Consider the following 15732-nt stretch of genomic DNA (forward strand, 5'->3'; position numbering starts at 1 on the left):
TGCGGGGATGTCCGAGCCGGGTGGACGAATGGCGGCGGCCTTGGACGAGGTCGACCTGAAACTCATCGCCGAGCTCAAGGCCGACGGGCGCGCGTCGATGCGCGCGCTCGCCGAGCGCGTGCACATTTCGCGAGCGGGCTGTTACACGCGGGTGGAGCGGCTGCACCGCGAAGGCGTGATCACCGGGTACGCGGCGGTGACCGATCCGCGGCGGCTGGGCCAGGGGCTCGCGGCGTACGTCTACCTCAAGGTCACGCAGAACTCGTGGCGCACGGTGAGCGCCGCGCTCAAGAGCATCCCCGAGATCGAGCACGGCGGGCTCGTCTCGGGGGACAACGACCTCATCCTGTTCGTGCGCACGAGCGACGCCGACAGCCTGCGCGACCTGGTCTTCGAGCGGCTTCAGGCGATGCCCGACGTGCTCTCGACGCACACGGTGCTGGTCTTCGACGAGCTGTGAGGCCTCAAGAGACCAGCGAGTCGAGCAGCTTCAGGCGCTCGGCCGATGGCGAGCCGGGCTCGGCGCCGGAGAAGATGATGCGCTGGCCCGAGTCGTCGGGCATCCGCAGGCTCTCCTCGTTGAGCGTGAGCCGCCCGACGAGCGGGTGGTCGTACTCGCGGACCGAGTGGAGGCACTCCGCCACGGGGTGCGACGCCCAGATCCGCGCGAACTCCGGGCTGTGGATGCTGAGGTCGCCGATCAGCTCCGCCAGCTTCGGGTCGTCGGTCAGCTCGCCGGTGGCCATCCGCAGGTAGGAGGCCGCGTTGCGGGCCTGACGCTCCCAGTCGGGCATGAGGTCGCGCATGGTGGGTTCGAGAAACATGTGCTTGGTCAGATTGGGCCGTGCGTCGCGGTCGATGCCGAGCAACGCGAAGCCGAGCCGGTTGCCGCCCAACAGGTCGGTCCGGCGGCCGACGATGATCGCCGCCTGGTCGATGCTGCCCTCGACCAGCGCGAGAACCGAGTCACGCACCATTTCCGGGCCGGCCTCGCGCCGCATCACCTGGGCGGGCCAGGCCAGGCGCAGCAGGTGTGTCCGCTCGCTCTCGTCGAGGCGCAGCGCGTTGGCGATGGCCTCCATCACCGAGTCGGACATCTGGTGGCTCTCGCCCTGCTCGATGCGGGTGTAGTAGTTCACGCTCACGCCGGCGAGCTGCGCGACCTCTTCCCGCCGCAGCCCGGGGACGCGCCGCGCGGTGCCGTAGGTCGGGACCCCGGTCTCCGCGGGCGTCAGCGCCGCCCTGCGGGAGCGCAGGAAGTCCCCGAGTTCGGTGTTGCGCTGCTCGCTCATGACCCCATCCTCTGTGCTTTCGGCCTCGGCTCCGCCGAGGCGGCGAGATCGCCGCAAGCCGGCTTCTTCCCTCCCGATTTTCGCGCGGCCCAGGGGCCGCGCGAAAATCGCTCAGTCCAGAAGCCGGCGCGATCTCGCGGCGGCGTCAGTCGAGTCCATCGTCCGCCGGCGGGTCGCCCGCTGCCCTCCCCTCGCGTGGGTACCCAGCGCGTGGCGAGGTGCGGTTGGCCCGGTGGATACAACATCGGGGCATGACGAAGTATTCGGTCACCCTCGGACTGGACACGTTCGGGGACGTGCTTTCCGACGACGGCGGCACGCCCGTCAGCCACGCCGAGACCATCCGCGGCCTGGTGGAGCACGGCGTGCTCGCCGACCACGTGGGCCTCGACTTCTTCGGCATCGGCGAGCACCACACGGTGGACATGCCGCTCTCGGCGCCCGACGTGGTGCTGGCGGCCGTGGCGGCGCGCACATCGCGCATCCGGCTGGGCTCCGCCGTCACGGTGCTGAGCTCCGATGACCCCGTGCGCGTCTTCCAGCGCTACTCGACCCTCGACGCGCTCTCGCACGGACGCGCGGAGGTGATCCTGGGGCGCGGGTCGAGCACCGAGTCGTTCCCCCTGTTCGGCTACGACCTGGGCGACTACGACGAGCTGTTCGACGAGAAGGTGGACCTGTTCTCCCGCCTGCTGGAGGAGAAGCCCGTGACGTGGTCCGGTCGGCTGCGGCCCTCGTTGAACGGCCAGGAAGTGGTGCCGCACACGGAGACGGGCCCGATCCCGGCGTGGATCGGCGTCGGCGGCAGCCCCGAATCGGTGCTGCGGACGGCGAAGCACGGCATGTCGCTGATGCTCGCGATCATCGGCGGCCCGGCCGCGCGGTTCAAGCCGTTCGCGGACCTTTTCCGCGACGTGCAGCGCCGGCTCGACAAGCCGCAGAAGGCGATCGGGCTGCACATGCCCGGCCACATCGCCGACAGCGACGAGGACGCGATGGAGGAGCTGTACCCGCACTACGTCGACGTGCTCACCCGCGTCGCGCGCGAGCGGGGTTTCCGGCCGCCGTCGCGGGAGCAGTTCCTGGAGGAGGTCTCCGAACGCGGCGCCTGGCACGTCGGCTCGCCGGAGACGGTGGCGCGCAAGATCGCGGCGTCGTTGAAGACCGTGGGGGCCACGCGGTTCGACCTCAAGTACGGGCTCGCCGGGCTGCCGCGGGGCTCGGTGCTGCGCAACATCGAGCTGTACGGGACGCGAGTCGCGCCGATGGTGCGGGAGCTGATGGCGGAGTAAGAGGGTGGTGGTGACCTGCCACCGTCCCTGCGAGATCGCGCCGACTTCTGGACTGAGCGGTTTTCGCGCGGCCCCTGGGCCGCGCGAAAACCGGGAAGGAAGAAGTCGGCTTGAGGCGATCTCGCACGCCTCGGCGGAGCCGAGGCAGACAACACAGCGGACTTCTAGACCTGTGGCGGGAGTGCCGGGCCGGTGGTGCCGAGGTGCTCCTGCGCGACGACCTCCGGCACGGGCCACGTGATGCCCGGCGGTGGGAACTTCTGGCCCGTCTTCGCGAGGAAGTCGGCCGGCGGTTCGTACATCGGCGGCTGGACGCCGTCCGGGATCATGCTCTTCCAGTTCGCGTCGCGGGTTCGTTCGGTGAACTCCTGCTGCATGCGCTGCAGCAGTTCGGGTTGCGTGATGAGGTCGACGGCCGTCGCGGCGAGATACTTGGCGGCCGAGAGGGCGGCCTGGTGGCCGATGTTGGTGGCCGCCGTGGCCGTGACGGCCCAGTTGTGGTTGGGGATGCCGGCCGGGAAAGTCGCGATGAGCGCGGTGACCTTGGGGGTGCGCCAGCTGACGTCGGCGGTGTCGACCGACGGGCCGCCGAGGAAGGTCGGGTCGGGCGCGGTGAGCGGGACGAGCGTGGTGGGCATGCCGATGTCCGGCTTGCCGAGCGAGCGTTGCAACGCCTTCGCGAGGTCCTGGTCGGCGGCGGTGAACGCGGGCGGGCCGATCTTGACCATGTCGTCGTTGAGGACCTCGGCCGCGACCTTGTTGCCCAGCGAGTTCCAGGTGCCGGAGTGGAACTTGTGGATCAGCTTCGTCTGGCTCGCCTGCGCGGCGGCCTTCGCGCATTCGACGATCTTGTCGTAGAGCACCTGGGCGCGCGCCGGGCTGCCTTCGCGGACGAAGAACCAGATCGAGCACATGTCCGGCGTCACGTTGGGGGCGCCGCCGCCGTTGATGATCGCGTAGTGGAATCGCCCGGAAGGCGCGACGTTCTTCTCGCGCAGGAACTCGCTCATCGTCGCCATCAGCAGCGCGCCGTCGAGGCCGCTCTTGTTGCCCAGCGGCGTCGCGCCGTGGCCGGCGGCACCGAGGAACGTGAACGTCGCCGACATCAGAGCCGAGGTGGTGCCCCAGTCGGCGCGCGTCGCGGTGAACGGGTGCCAGTCGAGGTAGCCGTCGAGGCCCTCGTAGAGCCCGGCTTTCGCGCTGTAGGGCTTGCCGACGAGCTGTTCCTCGCCGCTTGCGCCGAACACCTTGAGCGTGGCCGAAAGGCCGTTCTGCTGCATGGCCTTGCTCACGGCGATGGCGGCGCCGATCGAGCCGGCACCGAGCGTGTTGTGCGCGTCGCCGTGGCCGGCGCCGTAGGTGGGGCCGTAGGCGTCGTAGTTGTAGACGACCGGGTCGTGCGTCGAGACGCCCGTCTTCTGCGAAAGCCCTGGTAGCGCGTCGTATTCGGCGTTGAACCCGAGCACGGGTTTGCCGGAGCCGTAGGTGGCCACGAACGCCGCGGGGAAGCCGCCGGCACCCCATTCGATCGTGAAGCCGTTGCGGCGCAGCAGCTCCGCCGAGTCCAGTGCGGAGTTCCACTCACGCAGCGACAGCTCGGCGTGGGACCAGACCTTGTCCGACAGGCCGGTCACCTCGCCGGCGTTGTCGCGCAGCCAGGTCAGCGCGGTCGTCTTGCCCGGGCTGTCCTGCGCCAGCCCGGTCGGCGCGGTGTACGTGGCCGGGTCGACGCCGATCTTCTCGTCGTAGCCCAGCGTCGCGCCCAGCACCGGGTCGGCGGTGTACATCGCCGCCAGCGTCGCCGCACCCGTCACCCCGAACGCCTGCAGCACCCGGCGTCGTCTCATCTGGTAGTCCGAGCTCACGGAAATTCCCTCCCCTGAACGGAAAACTCGTCAAGAGAGATCTGACCGGGTGCCCGGCCCGGGCGGCAATGGTCCGGACAAAAGAAATGCCCGGCCGGGCGCAGTTGCGCGCCCGACCGGACATCGTCTTCACCTCAGCGGAACAAACCGGAACCCAGCGTGTGGGCGTTGAAGAAGCTCCAGATGACCTGCTGGGCCTTCACCGTCTGCGTCGCCGAGCCCGGGCCGCTGTCCACGAGCTCGCCAGGCCAGGTGTGGCCGGCGCCGAGGATGCGGTAGTGGGTGACCGAGGCGTTGACGGCGCAGTTCTGCCACGAGAACTGGATCACGTCGGAGCCGATCGGGGTCTCGACCGGCGTCGCGGCGCAGTGGTTGTGGTTCGCCCAGTTCTGGGCCCAGTCCATGAGGTTGGGGATGGGCTCGCTGTGGCTGGTGCCGCCGTTGTACTCGATGGTGGGGTCGGCCGTGCCGTGGAAGTCGACGATCGGGGCGGGGACGCTCGACGAGCAGCCCACCGTGGTGCCCGGGTAGAAGGCGCCGGCGATCGTGGCGAAGGCGGCGATGCGCATCGGCAGCTGGCAGGCCAGCAGGGACACGAAGCCGGCACCGTTGGACTTGCCGGTGGCGAAGATGCGAAGCGGGTCCACGCACAGCGTCGACTGCAGGTGGTCGAGCAGGTCGCCGACGAAGCGGACGTCGTCGACACCTTGCGCGGCATACGGGGCGCTCTGCCAGGCGCGCTGGTCGTCGAGGCCCTTGGCGCCCACGGGGTAGACGGCGATGGTGTCGAGGCCGTCGATGCCGGAGAACTCTTCGATGTCGCTGCCGTCGCCCTTGCGGCCGTGGAACGCCATGACCACGGGCTTCGGGTGGCCCGGCTGGTAGCTCGCCGGCAGGTGGATCAGGTAGCCGCGGGCGAGTCCGCCGGAGGTGATGGTCTGCGTGACCGTCTGCCCGAGCGGCAGGGAGGTCGAGGGCGCGGTGCAGCCCATCGACACTTTGGGGTAGTTGCGCACGGACGGGGTCGCGGACGCAGTCTGGGGCACCACCGCCGTGGCGGTGAGAGCCAGCGCGGCGACAGCGGCGAGCTTGGCGAATCTCATTCAGAGCACCTCGTCGAGGAAGGACCGGAGCCGGTCACTGCGGGGGGACTCGAAGAACTCGGTGGGGTGGGCGGCTTCCACGAGCCGTCCTTGGTCGAGGAACACGACCTGCTCGGCGACCTCACGGGCGAAGCGCATCTCGTGTGTCACCACGATCATCGTCATGCCGCGGGAAGCCAGGTCGCGCATCACGGCGAGCACGCCTTTCACGAGCTCGGGGTCGAGCGCGGACGTCGCTTCGTCGAACAACATCACTTCGGGGTTCATCGCCAGCGACCGCGCGATGGCCACGCGCTGCTGCTGCCCGCCCGAGAGCTGGGAGGGCCGGCGGTTCTCGTACGCCGCGAGCCCGACCGCGGCGAGGTTCGCCCGCGCGGTCTCCACAGCTTCGTCGCGAGACACGCCGAGCACCTGCTGCTGGGCGAGCGTCACGTTGTCGAGCACCGTGTGGTGCGGGAACAGGTGGAAGTTCTGGAACACCATGCCCACGCGGGTGCGGATGCGGTCGACGTCGGCGCCCTTGTCGGTGATGGCCTGGTCGCCGATGAAGATGCGCCCGGCCGTGGGGATCTCCAGCAGGTTGGTGCAGCGCAGCAGCGTCGACTTGCCGGAGCCCGACGGGCCGATGATGCACGTGGTGGTGCCGCCTGGGGCTTCGAGCACGATGTCGTGCAGCACCGGGGTGTTGCCGAAGGTCTTGTCGATGTGCTCGTAGCGGACGGTCGTCCCGGTGGTGGTCACGGCATCGGCCGCCGCGGTGCTCGCCTGCGTCATACGAGTGCCTCCTCAGTGCGCACGGCCGCCGGCGCGGTCGCCGCGGCGGGCCGGCCTTCGCGCATCCGCTTGTCCCACTTGTTCACCACGTAGGTGAGCGGCACGGTGATCGCGAGGTAGAACAGACCTGCGGCGACCAACGGCGAAAGCGAAGCGTTGTTGGTGGACGTGTCCTGGGCGATCGCGAACATCTCGCGCTGCCCGGCGGCGAGGCCGAGCAGGTAGACCAGCGCGGTGCTCTTGATGACCAGGATGAACTGGCCGGTGAGCGCCGGCAGCACGCGGCGGAAGCCGATCGGGATCACGATGAGCCGCATGGTCTTCGTGTGCGACATCCCGAGGCTGCGCGACGCTTCGACGATGCCCTTGTCCACACTCTGGAAGCCCGAGCGGAAGATCTCCGCCATGTAAGCGCCTTCCATGAGCCCGATCGCGAGCGCCGCGTAGCCGTAGGTCCAGTTGCCGAACATCGTGAGCCCGGCCAGCGGCAGACCCTGGCCGATGAGGTAGATGCTCAGGATGTGGGGCAGGCCGCGCAGGATGTCGACGTACCAGCGGCACGGCAGGCGCAGCACGCGGAAGCGCGACATCAGGCCGCTGGCGAGGAAGATGCCGACGACGAGGCCGATCGCGCTCGCGAGCACGGTGAGGAACAGGGTGTTCAGCAGACCTTCCTTCAGCAGCGTGGGGAGTGTGCTGCCGATGAGGTCGAGGTCGAAGAACGTGTCCCAGATTTGTTTCAGACCGTCCATGGCACTGTCCTTTCAGGACCCGTCGGCAGCGGTGACGCCGGGGCGCTGCTGCATGCCGGGGTAGGCCTTGAGCATGTCCGACGGGATCGCGACGCCCTTGGGGTTCCACTTGTCGAACAGCTTCGTGTACGTGCCGTCGGCGATCACGGCCTTGAGCGCGTCGTCGAGCGCTTTCTTCAGCTCGGGCTTGTCCTTGGCGACCGGGAACGCGGTCATGCCACTGGTGATCGCCGGCGAGGCCTGGTAGTCCGGGTGCTTCTCCAGGAGGTCGTTCGTGGTCGCGACACCGGTGAACAGCCCGTCGACCTGCCCGGCGGTGAGCGCGTTGGAGCTGGCCGCGATGTTCGGGAACTCCTTGACCGTCACGGTCGGCACGCGCTTCTTCACGAGCGGGATCAGCTCGCTGCCGCGGGTGATCGCGATGGTCTTGCCGCCCGAGGCGTCCACAGTGGCCAGTGGCGCGCTCTTGCGGGAGATCAACTGTGCCTGCCCGTAGTTCACCGCGGTGGTGAAGTCGGTGACCTCTTGGCGCGGCGGAGTGACGAGCGTGCCGAACGCGGCGGAGTCGTACTTGTGGTTGCGGATGTTGGGCAGCATGCTCGCGAAGTCGGTCGCCGTGTAGTCGGCGGTCAGGTTCATCTTCTGCGCCATCGCCTGCGTGAGCTCGATGAGGAAGCCGGCGGGCTTGCCGCCGTCGATGAACGACGTCGGCTTGTCGTCGGAGCGGAAGGCGAAGTGGACCTTGCCGGGCGTGGCGGTGCCGAGCGGGTTGGCGGCCTGGTCGTCGCTGCCACCGCAGGCGGTCAGCGTGAGGCCGGCCGCGAGCACGAGGGTGGCCACTCCGAGACGGCGTCGGGTCGGGGCGGTCATGGCGTCTCCTGGGGAATGCGGGTGAGGGTGGGGGCGGACTGGCGTTCCGGCAGGTCGAGGAAATCCTGCAGGAAGCCGCTGATGCGCTCGACGGTGGCTTCCACCAGCCGAGCACCGATCTCGACGGACGACTTGGTGGCGTCGCCGAGCGTGCCGGTCTTGCTCAGGTCGTGATAGGACTGTGGAAAGTGGATCCCCGGCCGCGAGCGGCTGAGCTTGCCCGCCTGGTCGAGATCGTCGAAGGTCGAGCTGCCGGGGGTGAGCCGCTCGGGCAGCACGAGGTCCGGGTCGGCGAACATCGCCTGCGAGGTCTCGATTTCGCTGGAGTGACCGCCGATCCGGCTTTCGGACAGCTTCGACACGAGGTCCGAGACCACGGGGGTGATCCCGCTCCACGCGATGTGCAGGTCGGGCAGGTCGGTGCGCAGCCGTGTGACGGCGACCTCGACCGTGGCGTTGTTGCCGCCGTGGCCGGTGAGCACGTAGACCTTGCGCCAGCCGTGGCGGTGCAGGCTGGTGACGAGCTCCACGATCACCTGCTGCAGCGTGATCGGCGACAGCGTGAGCGTGCCGGGGAAGGCCATGTGGTGCTCGGAGACCCCGACGGGGATCACCGGTGTCACCACGACCTTCGGCGAAAGGTGTTGTGCCACAAGGTCGGCGACGACCTCGGCCCGGGTGGTGTCGGTGCGCTGCGCGAGCCCGTGGCCGTGCTGCTCGGTGGCTCCGAGCGGCACGATCGCCACGGGGGCGTGCGGGCGCAGGTCGTCGATCTCGGGCCAGGTGAGATCGGCGAGACGGTGTGAACGTGGTGCGATCGGCATGGTGTCTTTCCCGGTCATTCGGCCCGCCCGAGCTGGCGGGCCACTTCGGTGCGGAGTTGTTCGAGGTGGTGGCGGGTGTGTTCCTCCGCGGCGGCCGCGTCGCCGGAGCGCACGGCGTCGAAGATTGCGAGGTGCTCCTCGTAGTCGCGCCGGCGGTCTTCGATGAGGGCGCGCAGGGCTTTCTGCTCCCGGCCACGCGCGGAGAGCAATGAGTCGACGACCTCGAAGAGCACCTGATTGCCCGAACCGCCGGCGAGCTCGCGGTGGAAGTTCAGGTGCGGCCGGTGGTCGGTGCTGTCGCGCTTGGCCGTGTCGAGCGCGAGCTCCAGGCGCTGCAGGCTTTCCTCGCTGCGGTTGGTCGCGGTCAGCGCGGCGATGCCGGGCTCGATCGTGAGCCTGGCGTCGACGAGCTGGAGGATCAGCTCGTCCTTCATCGGCGCGGAGTTCGGGTTCGGCATGAGCGTGCGGTGGATCCCGTCGCCGACGTAGATGCCCGAGCCGTGGCGCATGCGCACCGCGTCGGTGGTCTGCAGGCGGCGCAGCGCTTCCCGGATCGTCGGCGTGGTCACGGAGAACCGCTCGGCCAGCACGCGCACGGTCGGCAGGCTGTCGCCCGGCGCCAGTCGCTCGTCGGCGATCAGCTCCAGCAGCCCCTCCACGAGCTGCTCGGACAGCCCGGGTTTCGGGTGCGCTTCGGTCATCGGTGACTCCGTTCTGCGAGTTAATTGACTAAATCACTTGCTCAATTTGAAGTCAAGGATCTCGCGACGAACGTGCATCAGTGCAGCTCCGGAGGGTTTGGGTCGATCTTCGACGGTGCGGGCTACGCCGTGCCGACGGTGGCGAGGCGGCGCGCGGCGACGTCCTTCGCGATGCGCTCGACGGCCTTCAGGTCCGGCGTCGGGGTGCCCGCGGCGCGGCCCAGCCCTCAACGAGGTCCGTTGGCGGCCGGCGGAGGCGCGAGCTGCCGCGAGGGCACGAAGCGGGGTTTGCGGCCAGGCAAGGCGGGCGTGGAGCGGGGCTGCGCACGGGCGGGGGAACGAGGCAGAACCCGCTTCCTGAAGCGGTGATCGCTCAGTCGGGTTCGGTGGGGGCGTGGTTCACTCGGCGCCGGAACTCAGGAAGCGAGTCGAACCATGGTGCGCATCACGGCGCCGGGCTGGAGTGTTGACGTCGGGGACGCCGAGGTGGTGTTCGGGCGGGCGCTGCGGGCCGGGGAGGGCGAGCCGGACCTGCCGCGGGTGTGGGCCGGGCGGGGGCTCGGGCTGCGTGACGAGGACGTGCCCGCGTTCGTGGGCGCGCTGGGTGACGTGATGGCGACGTCGCAGTTCTGGCACGCGCGGCGGGCCGGGGCGGGGCGCGGTAGCGAGCAGATCTGGTCGGTTCCCCTGATGCGTAACGGGTTCACGTACGTCACCGGACCGTGTGGACGGTGGAACAACACCGCGGGGCACCGGCCGGCGGAGACGTTCTCGGTGGCGCCGGCCGACGTGCGCGGCTTGCGGATCCGGTTGGCGGCGCACCTGCACACGGGATGATCACGCCCGGCGCTTGACCAGGAAGACAGCGTGCCGGATGTGGCCGTCGGCCGGGCCGGGCTGGTCGGTCAGCCGGTATCCGGCGCGTTCGTACATCGCGATGTTGCGCTTGCTCGCGGCGCCCGTGAAGAGCGCGAAGCGGTCCGCGGACGCGGGCGCCTGGCTCTCCACGTGCTCCAGCAGTCGCCGGCCCAGGCCGCGCCCGGCGAGGTCGGGCGCGACCATCAGGCGGCCGACCTCCCAAGAGCCGTCCTCGAGTCGCCCACGCACGGCACCCACCAGGCGCGGGCCCTGCCGCAGGACCCACACCCGCCACCTGCGGATCCCCTCGTGGACCTCGTCGAGGGTCTCGACCAGCGCCGGGATCTCCAGGGTGTTGTTGAGCAGGGCTTCCTGCACCCAGCAGCACCGCTGGAGCACAAGCAGTTCAGCGGCGTCGTCGGCAGTCGCTTCGAGGAGGCGGAGGTCCACGGTGCCTGTTTAGCGGTCGGGAGGGCGGCGGCGCAATCGAGTTCGAGCCGGACGCGCCGGCTCGCTCGGGCCGGGTTCGAGAAAGACCCCCTCGGCGTGTGGTGATCGGGCAGGATGGGTGCCATGGGGCACAACGATTCCGACCGCACGGCCGTGGCAGCTCACGGGGACGAGATCACACCGGCTTTGGTCCAGGCCGTCGTCCGGTGGGCGCCGCAGGTGGCGGCCGCGGTTCCGGTGGCGGCGGCGGCCGCGCTCGGCCGGTGGCGCGGCGCGCAGGAACACCGCGCACGGCCCGGAACAGCGGAGGCCGACGCGATCCGGGCCTTGCGGGAGCTGCCGGGCTGGCTCGCCGAACGCGTGCACGGGGCGTTGGAGCTCACCGTGCGCGCGTTGCCGCCGGTGGCGGGGGCCGCGGCGGGGCTGGGCGACGGCGTTGCCGGGACGTTCGCCTTCGGGTCCTTGAACACCGAGGCCGAGGCGTTGCGCGAAGCCCGCTTCGTCGAGGTTTGCCGGCCGGGTTCGGCGGAGGTGATCGCCGGGCTGGTGTCGCGGCTGGTCGAGCACGAGGCCGTGGCCGGGTTGCTGGCTGGGGATGCCGTGGGCGACGAAGAGGCGGTCGCCGCAGCGCACGGAGCGGCGTACCTCGCGGTAGCCGTGGTGACGGCGGCCGGCGTGCTGGGCGATGCCGGGTACGACAAGGTCGCCGCACAGGTCGGGCTCGGGCTGGGCGTGGCGTCGGCTCTTCTGCCGAGCCGGAGCATGCCCGTCGCGTACGAGGAAGCGGTGCTCGCCAAGAAGCGCGCCGAGTACCGGCTGCCGGCCTTTGGCTCCATGCAGGTGGCGGTGCGCGAACACGTGTTCGCGCTGGCCGAGGGGCCGGTCTCCGCGCCGGGCGGATTCGGGGACAACGGTCTGGTCGAAGTCGTCGACGGTGGGGTGCTCGTGCGGACCGGGCGGGAAACCGGGGTGCTGGAAGTCCGGATGCGGGTGCTCGCCGAACCGCCGGCGAAGATCGACACGCAGGGCTGGCACGAGGTCGTCGAGGTCAGCTGGCCGGCCCGCCGCGGCGACGCGACCTTCGTGGGCCCGAAGCACTACAACCACCGCCGGATCGCGACGCCGCCGCGGCCGGGTGACCTGCGGGTGCGGGTGTACGCGTACGGCCGCGACGACGTCGAGACCGAGGCCTACGAGCTGGTCGTGTGGGAAGCGCCGTCGGCACCGGCCGTGGTCCACGCGCGAGCCGACCGGCTGGGCCACCGGCTCCGCGGCGAGCCGGAGCCCGCGGTGGCAGACCTGCCCGAGGCGGCGTACCGGTGGGTCAGCCAGAGTGCGCTGTCGGAGGCGGCCACCGTGACCGTGGTCGCCGGGTTGACGCTGCGGGAGGTGTTGCAGGCGTTCGGCGCGGATATCCGGGAGCCGGAACCGATCGAAGACCTGCTCGACTCGGACCTCGAGTTCGGCCCGTGGGTAACGGCGTCCGAAGTGGACGGAATCGTACTGGCCATCGAGGAGAACGGGTTTCGCGGTGCGCAGGACGACGTGCTGGCCGAACTGTCGCGAGGAGGGCGCGCCGCGAGCATGTTCTGGAACGTCAACGCCGTCACGCGGCTCTCCTTCGCCCGCGACGGCGAACTCCTCGCTTCAGACGAACTCGGCCGGCCGCTCGGCGCCGATCCGGCAGTGGCCGCCGCGGTCGAGGGGCTGGACTTCGACGATTGGCGGGACCGGTATGCGAAGGGCCTGGTGGCCGTCGAACGGTTCACCGGACGAGGACTCACGGTCGAGGACTTCGACGAGATCTATGACGCCGGCATGGGTTATCCCTTGGCGGACCGGTGACGGCCGGGCGGGTCCCGCCGCCGGGGTGAGGCGACACTGGAGGGCATGAACTTCGAAGCACTCCGTGCCTTCGTCGCGGTCGCGGAGGAGGGGCAGTTCCGGCTCGCGGCCGGGCGGCTGGGGATCAGCCAGCAGGCCGTGTCGAAGCGGGTGGCGGGGCTGGAGGGCGAGCTGGGTGTCGTGCTGTTCGAGCGGGTCGCGGCGGGCGCGTCGCTGACGGTGGACGGGCGGACGTTCCTGCCGCGCGCGAAGGCGGTGCTGAGCGCGGTGGCCGACGCGGTGGAGTCGGTCCAGCGGGAGACGCGGCCGCTGCGCGTGGACGTGCTCGGGCGGCGGCTGGCGGCGGCCGAGGTGTTCCGCGAGTTCCACCGCGAGCACCGCGAGGTGCCGATGGAGATGCTCACTTCCAGCGGCGCGGCCGAGACGTTGCGGGAGCTGCGCGCGGGCGCGGTCGACGCCGGGTTCACGTACCTGCGTGAGCCGCCGGAGGGGCTGAAGCACGTGTACGCGTACCTCGAGCCGTTGCAGATCGTGGTCGGGCCGGGGCATCCGCTGGCCGGGCGGCGGGAGGTGCGCCTGGCCGAGGTCGCCGAGCACCGCGCCTGGGTGCCGGGGATCCGGCGCGGCAGCGAGTGGGAGGGTTTTTACGCCGAGCTGTCGGCGGAGTTCGGCGTGGACGTCGACCCGGCCGGGCCGAACTTCGGGCTCGAAGCGCTGCTCGACACGCTGGCGGAGTCGCGCACGCTGTTCACGTTCGTCGGCGAGAAGATCCGCATCGCGTGGCCTGAGCGGCACGATCTGCAGCGCATCCCGGTGGTCGAGCCGGTGCCGTGTTACCCGTGGTCACTGGTGTGGCGTCCGGGGACCGGTCACCGCGGGCTGGCCGAGCTGGTCGCGTTCGTGCGGCGAGGGTGGGCGAGGCCGGCCGGCGCGAGCTGGGTGCCGGAGCACGTGCGCCGCGACCTGGTCAGGGGCGCGCGATCATCGTGAAGCCGGTGCCGAACGGGTCCGTCACGGTTGCCATCCGCCCGTACGGCGTCCCCTCCACTGAAGCGACTTCGCCGCCCGCAGCGCGGACCTTCGTGGCTGCTGCGTCGGCGTCGGCGACTTCGAAAGTGGTGGCCCAGGCCGAAGTGGTGGCCTCTCGGAGGTTGAAGATGCCGCCGACCTCGTGGCCGTCGGGGCGGCGCAGGAAGGTGAAGTCCGCCTCGGGCAGGTCGTCGTTGCCGTCGAGCAGGAAGCCGAAGACGGTGCAGTAGAACGTGCGCGCTTCGGCCGCGGCGGGGGTGACGAGGTCGTTGCGCACGAGGGTGTCGGGCTCGTTGACCAGGCGGGCGCCGGGGAACGCGTGGCCCTCCCACAGACCGAAGCGCGCGCCGGATGGGTCCACGGCGAGGGCGGCGCGGCCGCGGTCCCCGACGTCGTGCGGTTCGCGCAGGAGGGTGCCGCCGGCCGCGGTGACGGCTTCGGCGGTGGCGGCGCAGTCGTCCGTCGCGAGGTGGACCTGCCAGCCGGGTGCGGGGTCGGCCGCGTGGTGCAGGCCGGCGACGGGGAGGCCGCGCAGGAGGCAGTCGCCGCCGTCGAAGTCCCAGCCGAAGACGGCGCCGTAGAAGGCCCGCGAGCGGTCGAGGTCGGGCACGGCCAGGTCGATCCAGGTCGGCGTGCCCAGCGGCTGGTTGGTCTCGACGGGGCTCATCGGAATCCTTTCGACGTCGTGGTTTCGAACGGTAGAACCCCATCCGGCCAGTTTCCGGCCTGATTTGCCCGGTTCGCGGCTACCCTGGCGTCCTCGACGCGGAAGGGGACCACTCATGGCAGAGCTGGTACGCACCGACGACGGGATCGACCTCGTGCTGCGCCGCACGTTCGCGACGACACCCGAAGACGTCTGGGCCGACGTGACGCAGCCGCACCGCACGGCGCTGTGGTTCGGACCGTGGGAAGGCGAGGGCGCGCCCGGGAAAACGGTCCGGGTGCAGCTGGTGTTCGAGGAGGGCAAGCCGTGGATCGCCATGCGCGTCGACGCGTGTGAGGCGCCGCGGCGGCTGGCCGTGCTGGGCATGGCGGACGCCGGCGGCTGGCCGATGGATCTGCTCGTGTCCGAAGTGGAGGATGGGACCGAGCTGCGCCTGGTGCACCACCTGACGAGCACCGACGGCATCGGCGAGATCGGGCCCGGGTGGGAGTACTACCTCGATCTGCTGGTCGCCGCGCGCGACGACACCGCTCGCCCGTCGTTCGACGACTACTACCCGGCGCTGAAGGAGTCGTTCGAGGCGCTGCGCGCGTAGTTCGGGGCCGCGCACCCAGCATGTGGGATCGGGTGGCAGAACGCTTGGCCGCCGCCGCATTCTGGAGTGTCGCTCCCTCTACGAAATGGCAGGCAGGATGAGCTCGTCGCCGCTCGACAACCCGGTGTGGGCAGCGCTGACCGGACCGCACGCGCACTTGGCCGAGCAGAAGGGCCAGGTCCTGCGCTACCCCGCGGACGTCGCGCCCTTCGTCGCCCTGCCGGATCAGCCGGACGAGCACGTCTGGCGTGACATCGCCGACCTCGCCGGGCCCGGCGGCACGGCCGTGATCGCCGGCGCGACGGGTCCCGCGCCCGCGGGCTGGACCGTGCTCGGGGAGACGCCGGGTGTGCAGCTCGAGGGCACGGGATTGACCGTGGCTCCCGATGCGGAAGCCGTCCGCCTGACCGAAGCCGACGTGCCCCAGATGCTCGACCTCGTCGCCCGCACGCAGCCCGGCCCGTTCCTGCCGCGCACCATCTCGCTGGGTACCTACCTGGGTATCCGCCGCGACGGCGCCCTCATCGCGATGGCCGGCGAACGCTTTCATCCGCCCGGCTGGACGGAGATCAGCGCGGTCTGCACCGATCCGGCCTTCCGCGGCCAGGGCTTGGCGGCGCGGCTGATCCGCGCGGTCGCGGCGGGCATTCGTGAGCGCGGTGAGCTGCCGTTCCTGCACGCCGCCGCGTCGAACGTCGGCGCGATCCGGCTGTACGAGCACCTGGGCTTCACACTGAACCGGACGTTGGTGTTCCTCGCGGTGCAGGTGCCCGAAGCGGACAAGCGCTAGTTTCCGGCGACTGGCGAGAATCCGG

At 70.5% G+C, this 15732-nt stretch carries 17 protein-coding genes; 7 read left to right on the forward strand and 10 right to left on the reverse strand.

Going from position 1 to position 15732, the window contains the following annotated elements; genetic code table 11:
- Nucleotides 1-7: 7 nt before the first annotated feature.
- Nucleotides 8-460 carry an Lrp/AsnC family transcriptional regulator gene (locus QRX50_RS18080; protein WP_285973103.1) on the forward strand — a complete coding sequence of 151 codons (453 nt, stop codon included), beginning with the start codon at nucleotides 8-10 and terminating at the stop codon, nucleotides 458-460.
- Nucleotides 461-464: 4 nt separating this feature from the next.
- Here the strand turns inward: QRX50_RS18080 and QRX50_RS18085 are convergent, their stop codons facing one another.
- A complete protein-coding gene (locus QRX50_RS18085) occupies nucleotides 465-1292 on the reverse strand; it encodes a helix-turn-helix transcriptional regulator (protein WP_285973104.1) in 828 nt (275 codons plus the stop codon).
- Between the two features lie 251 nt (nucleotides 1293-1543).
- Between QRX50_RS18085 and QRX50_RS18090 the strand changes: the two genes are divergently transcribed.
- On the forward strand, nucleotides 1544-2584 hold the full coding sequence (locus QRX50_RS18090; RefSeq protein WP_285973105.1) for an Atu2307/SP_0267 family LLM class monooxygenase: 1041 nt from the start codon (nucleotides 1544-1546) through the stop codon (nucleotides 2582-2584).
- Between the two features lie 164 nt (nucleotides 2585-2748).
- Here the strand turns inward: QRX50_RS18090 and QRX50_RS18095 are convergent, their stop codons facing one another.
- The 7 genes from QRX50_RS18095 to QRX50_RS18125 form a co-directional block, all read right to left on the reverse strand.
- Nucleotides 2749-4449 (reverse strand): peptidase dimerization domain-containing protein, encoded by a 1701-nt coding sequence (locus QRX50_RS18095; RefSeq protein WP_285973106.1) that lies wholly within the window; start codon nucleotides 4447-4449, stop codon nucleotides 2749-2751.
- 134 nt (nucleotides 4450-4583) lie between these two features.
- On the reverse strand, nucleotides 4584-5552 hold the full coding sequence (locus QRX50_RS18100) for a CE1 family esterase (protein WP_285973107.1): 969 nt from the start codon (nucleotides 5550-5552) through the stop codon (nucleotides 4584-4586).
- Entirely contained in the window at nucleotides 5553-6326 is a 774-nt protein-coding gene (locus QRX50_RS18105) for an amino acid ABC transporter ATP-binding protein (RefSeq protein ID WP_285973108.1), read from the reverse strand. It lies immediately after the preceding gene.
- A complete protein-coding gene (locus QRX50_RS18110) occupies nucleotides 6323-7078 on the reverse strand; it encodes an amino acid ABC transporter permease (protein WP_285973109.1) in 756 nt (251 codons plus the stop codon). Before QRX50_RS18110 ends, QRX50_RS18105 begins: the two co-directional genes overlap by 4 nt.
- Before the next feature lie 12 nt (nucleotides 7079-7090).
- A complete protein-coding gene (locus QRX50_RS18115; RefSeq protein ID WP_285973110.1) occupies nucleotides 7091-7948 on the reverse strand; it encodes an ABC transporter substrate-binding protein in 858 nt (285 codons plus the stop codon).
- Nucleotides 7945-8772, reverse strand: coding sequence for a creatininase family protein (locus QRX50_RS18120; protein ID WP_285973111.1), 828 nt, complete (start codon nucleotides 8770-8772; stop codon nucleotides 7945-7947). The genes QRX50_RS18115 and QRX50_RS18120 overlap by 4 nt, the downstream gene beginning before the upstream one ends.
- 14 nt (nucleotides 8773-8786) lie before the next feature.
- Nucleotides 8787-9473: a FadR/GntR family transcriptional regulator gene (locus QRX50_RS18125; protein WP_285973112.1), complete on the reverse strand. Its 687-nt coding sequence runs from the start codon at nucleotides 9471-9473 to the stop codon at nucleotides 8787-8789.
- 435 nt (nucleotides 9474-9908) lie between these two features.
- Here QRX50_RS18125 and QRX50_RS18130 point away from each other — a divergent pair, with 435 nt between their 5' ends.
- Nucleotides 9909-10310, forward strand: coding sequence for a hypothetical protein (locus tag QRX50_RS18130; protein WP_285973113.1), 402 nt, complete (start codon nucleotides 9909-9911; stop codon nucleotides 10308-10310).
- Here QRX50_RS18130 and QRX50_RS18135 read toward each other — a convergent pair whose 3' ends face one another.
- The gene (locus tag QRX50_RS18135; RefSeq protein WP_285973114.1) at nucleotides 10311-10781 is read right to left on the reverse strand and encodes a GNAT family N-acetyltransferase; all 471 of its coding nucleotides are present in this window, start codon (nucleotides 10779-10781) and stop codon (nucleotides 10311-10313) included.
- 123 nt (nucleotides 10782-10904) lie between these two features.
- Between QRX50_RS18135 and QRX50_RS18140 the strand changes: the two genes are divergently transcribed.
- Both QRX50_RS18140 and QRX50_RS18145 read left to right on the forward strand, forming a co-directional pair.
- The gene (locus QRX50_RS18140; RefSeq protein WP_285973115.1) at nucleotides 10905-12626 is read left to right on the forward strand and encodes a DUF6461 domain-containing protein; all 1722 of its coding nucleotides are present in this window, start codon (nucleotides 10905-10907) and stop codon (nucleotides 12624-12626) included.
- A gap of 45 nt (nucleotides 12627-12671) precedes the next feature.
- The gene (locus QRX50_RS18145; protein WP_285973116.1) at nucleotides 12672-13616 is read left to right on the forward strand and encodes a LysR family transcriptional regulator; all 945 of its coding nucleotides are present in this window, start codon (nucleotides 12672-12674) and stop codon (nucleotides 13614-13616) included.
- Here QRX50_RS18145 and QRX50_RS18150 read toward each other — a convergent pair.
- Nucleotides 13594-14322 carry a VOC family protein gene (locus QRX50_RS18150; protein ID WP_285973117.1) on the reverse strand — a complete coding sequence of 243 codons (729 nt, stop codon included), beginning with the start codon at nucleotides 14320-14322 and terminating at the stop codon, nucleotides 13594-13596. The two genes, QRX50_RS18145 and QRX50_RS18150, sit on opposite strands and share 23 nt — an antisense overlap.
- 115 nt (nucleotides 14323-14437) lie before the next feature.
- On the opposite strand from QRX50_RS18150, the gene QRX50_RS18155 reads away from it, so the two are divergent.
- Both QRX50_RS18155 and QRX50_RS18160 read left to right on the forward strand, forming a co-directional pair.
- Nucleotides 14438-14917, forward strand: a complete 480-nt coding sequence (locus tag QRX50_RS18155) for an SRPBCC family protein (RefSeq protein WP_285973118.1) — start codon at nucleotides 14438-14440, stop codon at nucleotides 14915-14917.
- A gap of 85 nt (nucleotides 14918-15002) precedes the next feature.
- Nucleotides 15003-15707 (forward strand): GNAT family N-acetyltransferase, encoded by a 705-nt coding sequence (locus tag QRX50_RS18160; protein ID WP_285973119.1) that lies wholly within the window; start codon nucleotides 15003-15005, stop codon nucleotides 15705-15707.
- Nucleotides 15708-15732: the final 25 nt, after the last annotated feature.

It is taken from the genome of Amycolatopsis sp. 2-15, assembly GCF_030285625.1.
In the GTDB taxonomy this organism is placed as follows: domain Bacteria; phylum Actinomycetota; class Actinomycetes; order Mycobacteriales; family Pseudonocardiaceae; genus Amycolatopsis; species Amycolatopsis carbonis.

Bases quoted from the DNA above. Each gene is read 5' to 3' on its own strand.
- QRX50_RS18140 (WP_285973115.1), top strand. From the start codon at position 10,905: ATGGGGCACAACGATTCCGACCGCACGGCCGTGGCAGCTCACGGGGAC.
- QRX50_RS18130 (WP_285973113.1), top strand. From the start codon at position 9,909: ATGGTGCGCATCACGGCGCCGGGCTGGAGTGTTGACGTCGGGGACGCC.
- QRX50_RS18120 (WP_285973111.1), bottom strand. From the start codon at position 8,772: ATGCCGATCGCACCACGTTCACACCGTCTCGCCGATCTCACCTGGCCC.
- QRX50_RS18150 (WP_285973117.1), bottom strand. From the start codon at position 14,322: ATGAGCCCCGTCGAGACCAACCAGCCGCTGGGCACGCCGACCTGGATC.
- QRX50_RS18110 (WP_285973109.1), bottom strand. From the start codon at position 7,078: ATGGACGGTCTGAAACAAATCTGGGACACGTTCTTCGACCTCGACCTC.
- QRX50_RS18160 (WP_285973119.1), top strand. From the start codon at position 15,003: ATGGCAGGCAGGATGAGCTCGTCGCCGCTCGACAACCCGGTGTGGGCA.
- QRX50_RS18100 (WP_285973107.1), bottom strand. From the start codon at position 5,552: ATGAGATTCGCCAAGCTCGCCGCTGTCGCCGCGCTGGCTCTCACCGCC.
- QRX50_RS18105 (WP_285973108.1), bottom strand. From the start codon at position 6,326: ATGACGCAGGCGAGCACCGCGGCGGCCGATGCCGTGACCACCACCGGG.
- QRX50_RS18085 (WP_285973104.1), bottom strand. From the start codon at position 1,292: ATGAGCGAGCAGCGCAACACCGAACTCGGGGACTTCCTGCGCTCCCGC.
- QRX50_RS18155 (WP_285973118.1), top strand. From the start codon at position 14,438: ATGGCAGAGCTGGTACGCACCGACGACGGGATCGACCTCGTGCTGCGC.
- QRX50_RS18115 (WP_285973110.1), bottom strand. From the start codon at position 7,948: ATGACCGCCCCGACCCGACGCCGTCTCGGAGTGGCCACCCTCGTGCTC.
- QRX50_RS18080 (WP_285973103.1), top strand. From the start codon at position 8: ATGTCCGAGCCGGGTGGACGAATGGCGGCGGCCTTGGACGAGGTCGAC.
- QRX50_RS18090 (WP_285973105.1), top strand. From the start codon at position 1,544: ATGACGAAGTATTCGGTCACCCTCGGACTGGACACGTTCGGGGACGTG.
- QRX50_RS18145 (WP_285973116.1), top strand. From the start codon at position 12,672: ATGAACTTCGAAGCACTCCGTGCCTTCGTCGCGGTCGCGGAGGAGGGG.
- QRX50_RS18125 (WP_285973112.1), bottom strand. From the start codon at position 9,473: ATGACCGAAGCGCACCCGAAACCCGGGCTGTCCGAGCAGCTCGTGGAG.